At 61.9% G+C, this 15,486-nt stretch carries 14 protein-coding genes; 1 reads left to right on the top strand and 13 read right to left on the bottom strand.

The genetic code is table 11. From position 1 onward, the window contains the following. The first annotated feature begins 107 nt into the window (after positions 1-107). Positions 108-1,334 (top strand): MFS transporter, encoded by a 1,227-nt coding sequence (locus VGI36_07370; protein HEY2484952.1) that lies wholly within the window; start codon positions 108-110, stop codon positions 1,332-1,334. 9 nt (positions 1,335-1,343) lie between these two features. On the opposite strand, the gene VGI36_07365 is transcribed toward VGI36_07370, so the two are convergent. From VGI36_07365 to bamA, 13 genes are all read right to left on the bottom strand, one after another. Next, on the bottom strand, positions 1,344-2,093 hold the full coding sequence (locus VGI36_07365; protein ID HEY2484951.1) for a lipopolysaccharide kinase InaA family protein: 750 nt from the start codon (positions 2,091-2,093) through the stop codon (positions 1,344-1,346). 19 nt (positions 2,094-2,112) lie between these two features. Then, positions 2,113-3,333 carry a glycosyltransferase family 87 protein gene (locus VGI36_07360; protein ID HEY2484950.1) on the bottom strand — a complete coding sequence of 407 codons (1,221 nt, stop codon included), beginning with the start codon at positions 3,331-3,333 and terminating at the stop codon, positions 2,113-2,115. 49 nt (positions 3,334-3,382) lie between these two features. Beyond that, a complete protein-coding gene (locus VGI36_07355; GenBank protein HEY2484949.1) occupies positions 3,383-3,553 on the bottom strand; it encodes a Trm112 family protein in 171 nt (56 codons plus the stop codon). Continuing rightward, a complete protein-coding gene (gene lpxK / locus VGI36_07350; protein HEY2484948.1) occupies positions 3,543-4,613 on the bottom strand; it encodes a tetraacyldisaccharide 4'-kinase in 1,071 nt (356 codons plus the stop codon). Before lpxK ends, VGI36_07355 begins: the two co-directional genes overlap by 11 nt. A gap of 86 nt (positions 4,614-4,699) precedes the next feature. Next, positions 4,700-5,947 (bottom strand): glycosyltransferase N-terminal domain-containing protein, encoded by a 1,248-nt coding sequence (locus VGI36_07345; GenBank protein HEY2484947.1) that lies wholly within the window; start codon positions 5,945-5,947, stop codon positions 4,700-4,702. 67 nt (positions 5,948-6,014) lie between these two features. Continuing rightward, on the bottom strand, positions 6,015-7,784 hold the full coding sequence (locus VGI36_07340; GenBank protein ID HEY2484946.1) for an ABC transporter ATP-binding protein: 1,770 nt from the start codon (positions 7,782-7,784) through the stop codon (positions 6,015-6,017). Then, entirely contained in the window at positions 7,781-8,965 is a 1,185-nt protein-coding gene (lpxB, locus tag VGI36_07335) for a lipid-A-disaccharide synthase (protein ID HEY2484945.1), read from the bottom strand. Before lpxB ends, VGI36_07340 begins: the two co-directional genes overlap by 4 nt. Positions 8,966-9,079: 114 nt before the next feature. After that, on the bottom strand, positions 9,080-10,030 hold the full coding sequence (locus VGI36_07330; protein ID HEY2484944.1) for a Gfo/Idh/MocA family oxidoreductase: 951 nt from the start codon (positions 10,028-10,030) through the stop codon (positions 9,080-9,082). Then, complete coding sequence (gene lpxI / locus VGI36_07325) at positions 10,023-10,826, bottom strand: UDP-2,3-diacylglucosamine diphosphatase LpxI (GenBank protein HEY2484943.1); 804 nt, start codon at positions 10,824-10,826, stop codon at positions 10,023-10,025. Before lpxI ends, VGI36_07330 begins: the two co-directional genes overlap by 8 nt. Continuing rightward, positions 10,819-11,700, bottom strand: a complete 882-nt coding sequence (gene lpxA, locus VGI36_07320; GenBank protein ID HEY2484942.1) for an acyl-ACP--UDP-N-acetylglucosamine O-acyltransferase — start codon at positions 11,698-11,700, stop codon at positions 10,819-10,821. Before lpxA ends, lpxI begins: the two co-directional genes overlap by 8 nt. After that, complete coding sequence (fabZ, locus tag VGI36_07315; GenBank protein HEY2484941.1) at positions 11,610-12,062, bottom strand: 3-hydroxyacyl-ACP dehydratase FabZ; 453 nt, start codon at positions 12,060-12,062, stop codon at positions 11,610-11,612. The genes lpxA and fabZ overlap by 91 nt, the downstream gene beginning before the upstream one ends. Positions 12,063-12,092: 30 nt before the next feature. Beyond that, on the bottom strand, positions 12,093-12,722 hold the full coding sequence (locus VGI36_07310) for an OmpH family outer membrane protein (GenBank protein HEY2484940.1): 630 nt from the start codon (positions 12,720-12,722) through the stop codon (positions 12,093-12,095). A 214-nt stretch (positions 12,723-12,936) separates the two neighbouring features. Beyond that, positions 12,937-15,279 carry an outer membrane protein assembly factor BamA gene (gene bamA / locus VGI36_07305; protein HEY2484939.1) on the bottom strand — a complete coding sequence of 781 codons (2,343 nt, stop codon included), beginning with the start codon at positions 15,277-15,279 and terminating at the stop codon, positions 12,937-12,939. Positions 15,280-15,486 lie beyond the last annotated feature (207 nt).

Here is a 15,486-nt window from a genome sequence, read left to right as displayed (position 1 = left end):
AGGCGCTGTGCGCGTTTTTCCAGTTTCACGAGCGGCGCTGCGTGAGAAAGATGGTTGGGCCGAGTTCGCGCGAACCATAATCGAGCTCGCGAGCGGCGAGGTGAACCATGGCCGAAGAAAGCAAAGAGCGTTGGTTGATCCTGGTGACTCTGTTCGCAACGCTGTTTTTGATCTGGGGACCGGTGAACGCGGGCGGAGTGTTCTTCCTCCCGGTAGTGAGACACTTTGGATGGAGTCGGGCATGGTTTTCGGCATTGAGTGCGGTGGCGCCGCTGGCGGCCGGACTGAGCAGCCCGCTGCTAGGGTCGCTGCTGGATCGGATTGGCGCGCGCCCGGTGATGATCGCGGGCGCCGCGATGGTGGGGGGCGGCTATATGGCGCTCAGCCGTGCGAACTCGGCGGCCGCCTTTCTTCTGATTTTTGTCGTGCTGGGGGTTGGGATTACCGCCTCGACGATCATCCCCACCGCGCTGGTAGTCACCAACTGGTTTCGGGCCCGGCGCGGAGCGGCGCTGGGAGTAGCATTCGCCGGAATTCCGCTCGGCAGTACCGTGGTGACGATCTGGGCCAACTACCTAGTCCTTCATTTCGGCTTTCGGGTTGCGTTTTTCGCCATGGGCATGCCGATCTTGCTGATCGTGATTCCACTACTGACGGCATTCCTGCGCACGCGGCCCGGCTCGTTCCCCTCGCAGATCGCCGCCGAATCGACTCTCCCGGGTCTCGAAGTCGGCGAGGCGCTGAAGACGAGATCGTTCTGGATGATCGCCATCGCGGAGGTGCTCTTTGCGACCGCCGGAGTCGGACTCAGGGTACACCTGGTTCCATACCTGAGCGGAATCGGTTACACGCCGACCGTGGCCGCGGGGATCTTCGGCGCGATGTTCATTTTTGGTGCGATCGGCAGTTTTTCCATCGGTCTTTTCGCGGATCGTCTCGGCGGGCGTGCCACCCTTGCGAGCGTTTTCGTGGCAGGCGCGATTGGCATTGCGGCATTGCTGCGAGCATCATACCCGGCTGCGGTCGCCGCATTCCTGCTGACCTTTGGCTTGACGAGAGAGACACCGGTCTACCTCAACCCTCTGGCAATCGGCGAATCACTCGGCAACCGGCGGCTCGGAGCCCTGCTGGGAATAGTGGCGTTCTTTAACACCCTCGGGTTTGCCGCCGGACCAGTAATCGCCGGACGGATCTTCGATCGATCCGGCGCGTACACCGGAGCGTGGCTGCTGTTTGCATCCATCGCGCTTGTGAGCGCAGCGGCGATGCGGGCGACGCTGCCGTTGGCAAAAGAGCGGGCGCGAATCGTGATCGGAGAAACCGCTGCGGCGTAAGAGGGCGGGTCAGCTCACATCCAGAATCGATAGGGCACTCGCGTCGAAGTAGCGACCCGCGGGATCGAGCTTGCGCGCCGAGCGCAACAGGCGCCGCGCGTTTGCGCTGCGCAGTGACGGATGCAGCGAAGCATCGTAGATGCGCGCCTTGTCGAGATCGAGGATCATCACTTTGAAGCTCTCGCCCGCCTGGGTGACCATAAGATTGTGCAGATTCAAGTCCGCGTGAAACACTCCCTTGTCATGCATGGTCACGATCGCGACGCGAGCTGCCATCAGCACGTGCTTCAGCACTATCGGGTCATCATCGGTACGGACGAAGTCCCACAGCGTCATTCCCGCGATGGCACGCGATAAAAAAAATCCGCGATACAGTCCCGGCGCGAGCCACCAAACCATCGCGCCCATCGGCTCCGCGACGGGGACACCGCGACGGAACGCTTTGGTGGCAACGATCACTTCGTTGAAAGGGCGTGCGCTGATTCCAAAAAAGGTCTCGCGCACCAGGAAACGCGCCAGTCCACCCCGTCTCGCCTGCCGGGCGAAAAGTTCGGGACCGTCGTCCAGCTTCAAGCGGTGTCCGCTGCCACGATTGCCCGTACCCGGGGAAGCGCCCGGCGAGATCTTCTCGCGCAGCGCTGCCACGATCGTCGGAGCATGTCGCAGAATATCGCGGCGCAGCAGAACCACGCGCCGTCCCAGGGTGAGCCGCGCGAAGCTGGGATCGGGTTTCCATTCGGTTTGCGCCTGCGGCCTCATACTAGAACCCGCCGATAATTTATCCTGCGTGATCAGCTTGCGCCGAAATCGGAACCGATGCCATCGGATTTCGCGTCCGGGCCAGCGCGACGAGCGCGACTGCGGCCAGCACCATCAGTGATGAGACGAAATTGGCCGAGTAATAGAGGGCGATCCGGTTCAGTCGACGTCCAGGCAGGAAGTTCAAAAGCACCGACCCGACCAGCAGCGCCCACGCCGCGGCGGAAAGCCTTCGCGGTCCCCAGAGCTCATCGGTCAAGAGCATGTAAGGAACCACAAGCGCGGCAAAATAGCTCTTCCAGGAAATTGGTGCGAAACTCGGCATCAGGCAGAAGAATCCCGCCACCGCGTAGCGATCGCCGAAGGTCCGGCTTTCGTCGGCACACGCGCCGAGCACCGTCCACAGTGAGACCGCTCCGACCAGGAGTCCTTCGATCACCATCCCGATGCGGAATGGCGCGGCTCCCTCGGCCTGCGTCGGATCCACAAAGCGGACCATCAGGCGCGCAGCCGCTGCTACCGCCGATTGGTTGGTGAGCATGGTGCGGTACTGGGTGGTCATAGATGCGACCGTGCGCAGGTACGCGGAACTTTGCTCCCCCAGTCGGCCGGCGCCGAAGAAGAAGATCGGGAGGACAAACATCGCCGCACCGGCAATGAGTGCACACCCAAGCGCGGTCCACTTTCTTCGCAGGCCAAGATAGAGGGTGGCGAGCAGTGCGAACGGCTTGACCAGGACTGCCGCAGCGAGCATCACGCCCGCCAACCGGGGGCGGTCTTCGCGCGCATACACGATTGCCCACGCGCATAGCGCCAGGATGGGCAAATTAATCTGGCCGTGCTCGATATTGTTTCCGATAAATCGAACGGAAAGCAGCACTGGAATCGCGAGCAGCGGGGCGGACAGGCGGCGCGCGCGGCCGAACAACATGATGACCGTACCGCTGATGAACGCGACCAGACCCAAGGCGTTGAAAACAAACCATAACCCCTGCGCCGCGTGCCTCGGAAGCAGCGCGAAAGGCGCGAAGGCGATGGCGAAGATCGGTGCGTAGAGAAAGCGATCGGTGTCGTCTGCGGGATAGATAGCCAGCCCGTGCAACACGCGGTGCCCGGCGCGGTAGTAAACAAAAAAATCACCCTGCAGGCGCAGCACCGCGGAGATTCCCAGCCCGACGATGTAAACCCCGAGCGCCAGCCACGCCAGCCGCCGCGCGCGCTCGCTATCCAACCAACTCATTATGGGTGCGGCATTGGCCGATAACGGAGGTTCCGCGGGCGCGCCCCGCTCACTTGAGCGGCTGGGCCTCCTCGATGAGCATGATCGGGATGTCTTCCTTGATGGGGTAGACCAGCTTGCACGCCTCACACGCCAGGCCGTCCTTGGCCGCGGTCAGGTGCAAGTCGCCCTTGCATTTGGGGCAGGCGAGAATGTCGAGCAGCTCCTGGCTAACGGGCATTGTCAGAGACCTCCTGTGCGGCCGCGCTCTCAATTTGTCCTGGCACCCGCAGGCGCGAAAATATCAGCTCATCCAGCGTCTTCAATTCTTCCTCGGGGATCGAAACCTCCAGCCGCAAAGCGTACAGGGAATCGCGCGCGAACGGAAACCGCTCCAGCTTGATAAGGTCCTTCTCGGTGGTGATGACCGCATCGGCCGCACGCGCCGCTGCGGCGATCGTCTGCCAATCGGCCCAGGTGTAGGCATGATGGTCCGGGTACTCGAGTACTCCCACCAGGTCCGCGTCGATCTCACGCACCATGGAGTGGAACGTCGCAGGATTGGCAAGTCCGCTGACGGCGATTACTCGCCGACCCCCAAGCAAAGGCGCGCTTTCGTCCCATTGCCCGTGGGTGGAGGTAACCAGGCCGCGCGGGCGCAGGCGCGCGTAAAAGACGCGATGGCGCCGCAGCAGTTCCATCTCGCCCGGCCGGATGGCGCTGCGATAGTCACTGCCGAACGACACGATCACGATAGCGTCGGCGCGCTTCAGCGCGGCCAGCGGTTCTCGCATTGGTCCGGCCGGGAGCATTCGCCGGTTGCCGAAACCGCGCTCGTCACTGACCAGGACCAGATCGAGATCTCGCCTGAGCCGCGTATGCTGGAAGCCATCATCGAGGATCACCACGTCAAGCGGCCCCTGCCGGGCAAGTGTCGCGATCGCGTTTAGGCGGCGTCGTGCAATCGCAATCGGTCCGGAGAACCGGCGTGACATCATCGCAGGTTCGTCGCCCGACTCTTCGGGCGGGTACTTCAACTCGCCGCGGTCGGCGACGAGCGAGGCGCTGGTGACCGACCTGCTTCCACTGTAACCGCGGCTTGCGATCGCGACGCGCAGGCCGCGGCTCTGCAGACGCGAAGCAAGGAACAGGGTAAACGGAGTCTTGGCGTTGCCGCCGACGGTCAGATTTCCAACGCTGATCAGCGGGACCTCGGCGCTCAGCGCCATTCGCCGCCACCATAAATTGCGTGCCGCGACCGAACCGCGAAACAGCACTCCAGCGATCCGCAGTGGAACCATCGCGAGCGCACCGCCCACAGAAGGCTCGCGCTGCCACAGTCTCTCCAGCCTGGATCGCCGCGCCGGATTACGTCCCATCGAGCGGGTCAGGCTTGCGCGAGGCGACGCAAATGATGGAGCGTGGCCCTGGCTCCACCCGCGGCTTGGTGGGCAGTGACGCGGCCGCGCTCGCCAGCAGCGGCGCGGGCGGCTTCATCGGCGAGCCAGCGAGTGCAGGCATCAACGATCTCATTAGCGTTTCGCACCACGGCCCCTGCTTCGGCGGCCATCAGGGCAGATGCCATCTGCAGTTGGTTTTCATAGTACGGACCGAACAGCACCGGCACCGAAGCGGCGGCGGGTTCTCCCACGTTTTGTCCGCCGCGGCCGGCAAACAGGCTTCCGCCCACAAACGCGACCGCCGCGTGGCGATAGACCGCGCGCAGTTCTCCAATGGTGTCAAGAATCAGCACGTTGGCCGCACCGGCGCGGGACGCGCCTTCCATTTCGCTGGCGCGCAGAAAACTTATCGCTTGCGAATTCAGCAACTCTTCCACTTCCGGGGCGCGCGCCGGATGGCGCGGCGCCAGCACCAGGAGCAATTCCGGGAAGCGGTTTAGCAGTTGGCGCCACGCCTCGACGAGGATCGCTTCTTCGCCCTTGGCGGTCGAGCCGGCTACCAGCACCGTGCGACCCGCAACCACGCTGTGCAAGGCCTTCCGCAGGGTCGCTGCGCTCAGTTCTTCAAGATCAAACTTGGTGTTGCCGGTGACCAGCACCCGTTCGCGCGCGGCCCCAATCCGGGTATAGCGGCGCGCATCGTCGACGGATTGCACGAGGATGAGGTCGGCCGCGCGCAGGGCTGGTCCGAACAGGCGCTTGGCCCGGTGGTAGCGCGCGGCGGAACGCTTGGAGATGCGGCCGTTTACGATTACCACGCGGGCACCGGCGCGTTTTGCTTCGATGAAATAGTTGGGCCACAGCTCGGTCTCAACGATGACCAAAAGATGGGGCCGGACGCGTCGGATGAAGCGCCGCACCACCGCGCGGCAATCCAGTGGCGCGAGCGCGCAGACTTCCGCGCCCGGGATGCGCCGCCGCGCCGCGTCGCGCCCGGTCGGAGTCATGGTGGTAACGATAAGGCGAGCGCGTTCGAACTCGCGCAGCAAGCCGTGCGCGACGGAGCGGATCGCTTCGACTTCGCCGACCGACGAGGCATGAATCCAGATGCGTGGCCGATCGCGGTCGGACGCGAGTTCCAGCTTGCCCATCCGCTCACGGCGGTCCTGCCGTCCGCGCGTCCCACCCGCCATCAGGGCAAAAGGCAGAGCCGGATACCAAAGCGCGTTATACAAAATTCGCAACATCGAAAAGGATGAGTCGAAAGGACCAGCGTGCGCACCGGCGGTCAGGGCTGCACACTCAGTTCACGAGACCGCCGTTGCCGGGTGCCTCCTCAGCCGTAACGAACTGCAGGTCATAAAGCTTGCGATATTCGCCATCCCGCGCAAACAGCTGGTCGTGGGTGCCTTCCTCAACGATTCGGCCGTGCTCGACGACGATGATCCGATCGGCACGGCGAACGGTGGAGAGTCGATGCGCGATGACCAGGGTGGTGCGATTCTCCATCAGTACCTCGAGAGCCTCCTGCACCGAACGCTCGGCCTCGGAGTCGAGCGAGGAAGTCGCTTCATCAAGCACCAGGATGGGCGCGTCCTTGAGAAGCGCCCGGGCGATCGCGACGCGTTGACGCTCACCGCCCGACAGCCGCACACCCAGCTCACCTACCACGGTATCGTAACCCTGGGGCAAGCGCAGGATGAAGTCATGAGCGTTGGCGAGCCGTGCAGCCTTCACGATGCGTTCGGGGTCGCGATCCGTGGAGCCATAAGCGATGTTGGCGCGAACCGTATCGTTGAATAGGAAGGTGGCTTGGGTGACCAGTCCTATCTGGGCGCGCAGCGATGCCAGCTTGATTCGGCGAATATCAGCGCCGTTGACGGTGATGCGTCCTTCCTGCACGTCGTAGAACCGCGGAATCAGGTCCGCGATTGTCGACTTGCCTCCGCCGCTCATTCCCACCAAGGCGATCACCTTGCCGGCACCGATTTCCAGATTGATGTCGTGCAGAACCCATCCCACGCCGTAACGAAAACTGACGTGATCGAAGCGGATGCTAAGGGGTCCCGATGGAATCTCAACCGCGGCGGGGTCGTCGGGCACGTCGCTCGGCTCGTCCATCATCTCGAAGACTCGTTCCGCGGCGGCTAGCCCGGCCTGGATGGTATTGTTCGATTTGCTGAGACCCTTGAACGGATCGTAGACCAGGATCATGGTCGTGAAAAACCCCGCGAACGAACCCAAGGTGCGGGTGCCTGTCATCAGAGAAGAAGTCGCGTACCAGACCACTGCCACCACCGCGAATGCGCCCATCGTTTCGATCAACGGCCCGGTGAATGCCTTGATGCGGGCCACGCGCATATAGATGCGGAACAGGCGGCGCAATTCCGTGTTGAAGCGGCGGCGTTCGTAATCCTCCATGCCGAACGCTTTGACCACCCGGTTGCCCTGGAAGGTTTCCTGCAGGAGTGCCTGCAATCCGCCGAGCTGCTTCTGGGCGTTCTTGGTTTCTTTGCGCACGCGCCGCGAGAATTTCACGACCGGACTGACCCCGATCGGGAAACCGACCAACATGATCAGCGCCAGTTGCCAGTCCATATAGAAGGCCGTGACGATGAGCGCGATCATCGACACACCGTCGCGCCAGATCGAGAACGCGCCTTCGGTAAGGCCCGCAACCACCACGTTCACGTCGCTGATGACACGGGACACCATCATGCCGGTCGGAGTCCGGTTGAAGAAGCTGAGCGACTGACGCTGGAGGCTCTCGTTCAGGTCGGCGCGAATGTCGAGCACCAGTTTCTGCTGGATATAGGCGCTCAGGCAGTCGTTGAGAAAGTTGCCGAGCGCGCGCAACAGAAACAACCCGGCAAGCAAAATTGACAGCTCATGAAGGCCGCCGACCCTTTTGAGGTGGACCAACTGGTCGAGAAACTTCTTGATGATGAACGGTATACCGGCATTCGCCCCCGCCAGGACCAGCATGGCCAGGGCAAGCAGCACCACATAAGGGAACAGATAAGGGCGCAGGTAGCGGTACAACCGCTGCTGCAGAGGTGTGCCGAGCTTCATGTCCCGACCATCTCCAGTGCCGTGAGCGCGACCCGCCGGGCGGCACCCGGGGTGCCCAACTTTTCACGGAGCGTCCTAAGCTCGCCAATCGTCTGGGCGCGCATGGTCGGATTCAGGAGCGGTTCGGCGACGCGCACCAGGTTGCGCGCGTTCATCTCGCTTTGAATCAGTTCGGGAACGATCTTCTTGCCGGCCAGGATGTTGGGCATCCCGATGAAATCAACGCCGGTGATGAGTATCCGCCCGACGATATAGGTCAGCGCTGACACCTTGTACGAAATCACCATCGGGCACTCGAGCAGGGTAGTTTCCAAAGTCGCGGTGCCCGACGCAACCAGGGCCAAGTCACTGGCCGCGATAATACTATAGGTGTCGCCCTCGATAATACGGATGCCCGACAGGTCGACGTTGCCCTGTCGGGCAAGTTGCTCGGAGGTCAGAGTGGGAGCCAGGGCGACCACCGGCGTCAGGCCGTGGTCACGGGCGAGAATCCGCGCCGCGGCGACGAATTCGCTCAGCATGTAGTGCACTTCCGCATGACGGCTACCCGGAAGGAGGGCGAGCAGCCGGGCGCCAGGGGGAAAGCCATGACGCTCCAAGGTAGCCTTGCGGTCCTGCACGGGCTTTACGCGGTCGAGCAGCGGATGTCCGACAAAGCGCACCCGATCGCCCGCGGCGGCGAAAATTTCCTTTTCAAACGGAAGCACGACTGCGAGTCGATCCGCGCGCGCGTTAATCTTCCCAATTCTTCCGCGCCGCCATGCCCATACTTGCGGGGTGATGTAGTACAGCACCTTGGCGCCCGCGCGCCGCGCCACCCCGGACAGGATGAGGTTGAACTCGGCGTAGTCAATAAGAATCACCAGATCCGGGCGCTCGTGGCGGATGGTGCGACGCAGCTCACGAAACGCGTTCACCGTCCGGCCGATAGTCGAGGCGAGTTCGGAAATGCCGAGGGCGTGAATATCTTCCATCCTCACAATCGGCCGCACGCCAGCCGACCTCATCTGTTCGCCGGCGATGCCGAACAGCTCGCAATCGGGCTCGAGCGACAGTATCTGGCGTGCCAAGTCACCGCCGTGAAGGTCGCCGGACGCTTCTCCAGCGACCATCAGGATTCGCGACGGCCGCCGTGGCGCGGAACTCCGCTGCCTGGTGTCGGTCTCGGCCTCAGAATGCATCCGTGGAATTGTGGTGGAAATTGGACGATTGTACCACCGGGGGTCGACCGTGCCGCCTATCCATGCTCGTTCACCAGCGCCCGGTGCAATTCAATCCAAGCTCTAGCCGTGGGTTTAGGCCGGGAGTGATTCTGTGGACATGCTTTGGCGAATTCGTTCGCTGAGTTCCATGACTCGGAGACCATCCTCAGCCGTAACCGCAGGAGTTCTGCGGGTGCGAACCGCATCCACGAATGATTTGATCTCATCGGCGAGCGGGTCGCCTTCGCTGAGATCGAGCTGCTCGGCCGAGATGACAGGAAACTTTGCGCCGGCCGGGGGAGGGCTCTTGCGATACACCTGCACGCGGCGTGCCTCGTAATCGACCGAGATGTAGGCGTCGGGCTGGAAAAACCGAATCTTGCGTTCGCGACGCGGCGCGACACGGCTGGCACTGACGTTGGCGATGAGCCCGCTCTTGAAGCGAATGCGGGCATTGGCCACGTCTATGGTGTCGGTCAGCACCGCGACACCGACCGCTTCGACACTGGCGATCTCGGCGGGCGCCAGCGAGAGGATTACATCCAGGTCGTGAACCATCAGGTCGAGCACAACATCGACATCGGTACCGCGTTCGGTGAAGGGCGCGAGCCGATCGCATTCCACGAAACGTGGTCCACTCACGATCGACCGCAATCGAACGATCGCGGGATTGAAGCGCTCCAGGTGGCCGATCTGAAGAACTCGTCTGTGCTCGGCGGCCAGCTCCGCAAGTTGGCGAGCTTCGGCTAGCGACGCGGCCATCGGCTTCTCCAGCAGCACATCGATTCCGGCGCTTAGCATCGCGGCGGCGACTTCATAATGGGTAATTCCCGGCGAGGCCACGGTAACCAACTCGACCTTGCCGCGCAGTTCGCGACAGTCGTGGATGGCACGCGAACCGGTTTCCTGAGCGAGCTTTTGCGCACGCCCGCGATTGATATCGACAACCCAGGTGAGCTTAACGCCCTCGAGTGCGGCGTACTTTTGCGCGTGGAGCGTGCCGAGCCGTCCCGCGCCGATCACCGCGGCGCGTAGCTCAGCCATACCCATAGACCGTCACGCCCGCCCTCTGTGCCGCCTCGATGGTGTGCTCGCGTTCCAACAGCAGCGTGACTGCCGCTTCGATCCCGAGCAGCGCTGCGCCGATTTCGTCGAGCAGGGCGATGGTCGCCGGCCCGATCGCGGGACGATCGAAGCGCAGGTCCTGCCCGGGCTTGGCGGACTTGGCGACCACCAGTCGCTTACCCATGAGTTGCGCGGCGCGCCGCAGCGCAGCGTCCGTTCCTTCGACCGCTTCCACCGCGGCCACCGTGCCGTCACGGACGGCTACCGTTTGACCGATGTCGAACGCGCCGATCTGTCGGGCCACGGCGAAGGCGAGCTCGAGATCGCGGAGCTGAGCAGCGGATGGATCAGGACCAGCAATGCGGCCCGCGCGGGCCAAAGCGTCGGGAATGAAGGGCACCGGATCGATCATCGGAATTCCTTCCGCTTCGACTTCGCCCGCCACCCCGCGCAGGACCGCGTCGTCACTGAAGCGTCCGATGCGTGACAGCATCCGCAGCGCGCGCGCATCGGGGGCGAACGAATCGCCCAGCCGCGCCCGCGAAATTCCTCCAGCCATCGCTGCCTGCTCGACCCCGCTGCGCTTGAACACCTCAATGATGCGTTCGAGTTCGCCTACCTTAATCCAAGTCAGCTCATCGACCTCGGCGGAAAGCGCGTCGGCGGTTTCGTTCAGATGGGCGACTGCGACCACGCGAATGCCCTGGCGGCGCGCGGCTTTTGCCACCTCGACAGGGAAGACACCGTTGCCTGCGATTAGACCGAGTTTATTCACGCTCGCGGCCGACCACTCCGCGTTCCGAACTCGCGACGAAGTCAACGAGGCGACGGACTTCGGCAAAGCCGCCCAGCTCGTCGAGGACTTTCTTGAGCGCATCCTCGCGCGCAAGCCTCGAGTAAAAAATTGTACGGGTCGCGGACTTCAGCGCTTTTATCGTCTCGGGCGCAAAGCCGCGCCGCTGAAGCCCGATCTCGTTGATTCCCACCAGCCGAGCCCGTTCTGCGCCTGCCACCATCACATAAGGCGGTACATCCTGGGCGGCCAGCGCTCCGGCCGCGAGGAAGGCATGAGCCCCGACCCTCGAGAACTGGTGAACCGCGGCCATCGCACTAAGGTTAGCGCACTCCTCGACCACGCAATGACCACCGAGCTGGGCGCCGTTGGTCAAGATAACATCGTCGCCGATCCGGCAATTGTGCGCGACGTGCACGTAGTTCATCACCAGCACGCGATTGCCCAGCTTGGTTAGCATCCCGCCGCCTTCGGTGCCGCGGTGGATGCTGGCGAATTCGCGGATGCGGCATTCGTCGCCGATTTCCAGGCGCGACGGTTCGCCCTTGTATTTCAGATCCTGGGAATCTTCGCCGACCGAGGCGAATTGAAACACCCTGGTCCGCACGCCGATCGTGGTGTTGCGCGCTACGACCGCACAGGGGCCGATCCAGCTGTCTCGGCCGATTTTTACGCGCGGTCCGATTACCGCGCCTGCGCCGACTTGAACGCTGGAATCGAGCTCGGCGCTTTTGTCGATCGTGGCCGCGGGATGAATACTGCCGGCTATCGGTCTTTCTCCTCGACTTCCATCGCGGACAACTCCGCTTCGGCGGCAAGCTCGCCATCGACCCGCGCCTCCGCCCACATCTTCCATAGGGGACGATGAATTTTAACCGCCTTGACCTCGATCTTGACCTGGTCGCCGGGGATTACCTGGCGGCGGAAGCGGACCTTGTCGAGCCCGGCCAGCATGAACAGGGTCTTGCGGTCCGGACCCAGGTGACCAAGCGTGATAAATGCTCCCGCCTGGGCCATCGCCTCTACCAGCAGTACGCCGGGCATCACCGGGCGCCCGGGGAAATGTCCCTGGAAGAACGGTTCGTTGAAGGTGACGTTCTTGATCGCGACCACGCGGTCTTTTTCAAGCTCGAGCACACGGTCGAGGAGCAGGAAGGGATACCGGTGAGGCAGCATCCCGAGCACCCGGTCGAGCTGCGCTACCTTGTCTTGGGCCACAACGGTTCTCAGCCTTGAGGCGAGTGCCAGCTACCTTGAGATGGTGGAGCGCTTGGCGGCGGCCGAACCGAAGTCGCTGGACACGGGCGCACCCGCCGATGGCGGCGGCTCATAACGGGCCGAGGCACCTTCACCCAGCGAACCGACCTGGGAATGTGAACTATTGTAGGACCGGATGACCTGATCGGTAATGTCGAGGTTGGACGCACCCCACAGAATCGAACCTTTCTCCAGCACCATCGTAAAACCGCTCTGCTCACCGATGTTGCGGATGACAATCCCCAGGTCATGCAGAATTTTGCCGGTCACTTCATTGTCCTGGCGCTGCAAGTCGTCCCGCGCATCCTTCAAGTTGCGGTCGAGGTCCTTGGCTTTCTTGACGTATTCGTCCTGAAGGCTCTGGCGCTGCTCGGGGTTCATCAGCATCCCTTTCTTTTCGATCTCGTCCTTCAGCCCTTGAACTTCGTTTTGCTCGCGCTGCAGCTTGGAATCGAGTGACTGGATCTTGGTCTGAAATTCGCTTTTGGCGCGCTTGCCCGCGTCACACTCGTTCAGCGCTCGCTGGACATCGACGTAAGCCAGCCTTACCTGCGCGTGGCCCGGCGCCGACACGGCCAAGAAGGCCATCAGTAGCGCGCCGACGGATAACCATTGCCTCATCTCGCTTCGAATCCTCCCGTTACGCTCCATGCCCTCGATCAAGCTGGATTGGCAGGACCGCGAATTTCCGATCCGACATTAAAGCGGGTTTTGGGTGTGCGGCGCTAGAGCCATCCGCAACCGAAAATGGCCGAATATTCCATGCGAAAACAACCTTCGACTTGACTGTTGCGCGCTCGTCCAATCACTCTTTGCGTTCCGCGATTTGATGGGACTAGAGCGGGGCGCCCGTGCCGATTTCGAAAACCGTGCTCTTGTCGGCCGGACGCGGATTGATCGGGCGGGCGATATCGATACTCAGCGGACCGAAGGGCGACTTCCAGCGCACTCCGAATCCGTAGGAGGCCTGCAGGCTCTCGGGATTCATGCTCTGCTGCAAGGTGTAGGATTGGCCGGCGTCGCTGAAGACCACGCCGCGAAGACCCAGGCCCGTCAGAATCGGGAAGGTGATCTCGTTGCTGAGAATCAACATCTTGCTGCCGCCGATGTTCTGCACGCTGATGGGCTGGCCGGAGGAATTGAATAAAGTGACCAGCGGCCCCAGCGAATAGAGCTGATAGCCGCGCACATCATAAGCGCCCGCGACGCCGCCCGGGAAGAAGCGCTCGTAGAGGGGCAAGTTCCCCGCGCTTCCAGTGCTCAGATTGGTGCCAATGCCGACGGTCACCCCCTGCGACGCGACCCAAGTCCCCCAGGTTGGACTCTTCAGAAAGGAATAGAAGTAGCGAGCGTGTGCGACGGCCTTCAAGAACTTGTTTCCCCCGCCGAGTCCGCCGCCCTGGGTGTTCAGGCTCAGCACGGTTCCCGAACGCGGATCGGCCCGGTCGTCCACCGTGAAGCGCTGGATGCTTGGCAGGAACTCGGAGGTTTGGGTGTAGCCCTTGTACTTCAAGATTTGAAAGGTGGTCAGCGCATTCAGACCGGTAATGCCCACGCTCTCGAAGGTGTAGCCAAGGCCCGCGGTAACGTCCTTCAGCGAGAACGGGCCTAGTTTTTTGAATCCCAGCTCGGTGAGTGGGTAAGTGGTATTGAGCGTGAAACCGGCGGCGGACTGGTTGAAACTGAGCAGGTAGGACTTGGTATCGAACAGTTGCATGCCCACGCTCAAAGGAATGTCCAGAAACCACGGTTCGACGTAGCTGATGGAAAAGTTCTGGAACAAAAATCCCACCTGGGCATTCAACATCAACGACTCGCCGCCGCCGAACAGATTGCTGTTGCCCAGCGTGAAATTGCCGAACACCGACGAATAGCTGTCGAAACCCCCGGCGACTTGCAGGGCAGCGGTGTTCCGCTCTGAGACACTCACGTCCAGGTTGACCTTGTCGGGCTGGGTCGCCTGCTCGGTGGTGATGCGCACCTCGTTGAAGAAGCCGAGGCGGTCCAAGCGTACCTTCGATTCGCGGATTGCCTCGGCGGAATAGGGTTCCTGTTCCTGAATCTGCATCTCGCGGCGGATTACCTTGTCGGAGGTCCGGGTATTGCCGGCGATGATGATTCGGTTGATCAAAACCTCGTGGCCAGGAGTGATGTAGAAGGTGACGTTGATGCGATGCGGCTGCGGCTCGAGCCTGGTCTTGGGGTCCACGTTGACGAACGCGTAGCCGCGGTTGGAATAGAAATCCGACAGCACCAGCACGTTGTGCTGCATCGCGGCGCCTTCGAAACGCTGACCGCTTTTGATGGTCAACAGCGCGGTCAACTCGTGGCGCGGGAACCTGAGGTTGCCTGCGATCGTGATGCGGCCGAAGCGATAAGCCTCACCCTCGTCGATCGCGATCAGGATGGTAATCGAATCGCCGGTCCGCGTGATTTGCGGCTGCGAGACCTGCACGTTCAGGAAGCCGTTGTCGTAATAGAAAGCACTTATGTGATCGATGTCGTCTTGCAACTTCTTCTTGTCCAATGCGCCGGAACCGAAAAACCAGCTCAGGAAGTTGCGCTGACCGGTTTCCATTACTCCACGTAGTTGCCCACTCGAGAATGACTTGTTGCCGGTGAAGTCGATCTTAGTAATCTGGACCTTCGGCCCTTCATCGACATCGAACACCGCGATTACCGTGTTGTCGGGCTCCAGGACCGTGCGGAAGGTGACCTTGGCGTCCAGGTAACCTTTGTCTTGGTAGACCGAGGTGATCCCGTTGATCGATTCCTTGACTCGCGTGGGATCCAGAATCGCACCCGGATGGACCTTCACCGCGGTAACGATCTTGTCGTCGGTAGAGCGGATCGCCTTCATGCCGCCGAAGCGAACATCGCTGACCTGAGGACGTTCCTTGACGATATAAACCAGGACGTTCTTGCCGCCGATGTTACGAATGTCGGCATGGACATTGTCAAAGAAGCCCATTTTGTAAATGGCCTTGACGTCCTGATTTACAACGTCCCGGTCGTAGGGTTGTCCCGCCTGCTGAGTAACGTGGATGCGGATGGCGTCGGTTTCGACGCGCTGATTACCTTCGATCTGGATTTCGTTTATGACTTGCCCCTGGGCAAGCGCCACGCGGGCCTTAAGGAGCCAGGCCGCTGTCAGCACCAACGCGAGGCAGCCCAGCACGCGTGGAGCGCGAGACTTGCATTTTGCAGAAGGCACTTAGAGGGCACCAAGAAAGAGCGCGGACCACCGTAACGAATCGGATTTGGTAAGTAAACCAAAACCCCGCGCAGAGGCTGTTGTGCGCGCGATGAAGAATGCTGGTGATTTAGTAAAGCGCAAGTTATGGAACAGCAGCAGCCAACCCGACCTCCGATCCGCTTGCTCGTT

The organism is Candidatus Binataceae bacterium, assembly GCA_036495685.1.
Lineage (GTDB): Bacteria > Desulfobacterota > Binatia > Binatales > Binataceae > JAFAHS01.
This window is presented reverse-complemented; position numbering and strand designations above follow the sequence as displayed.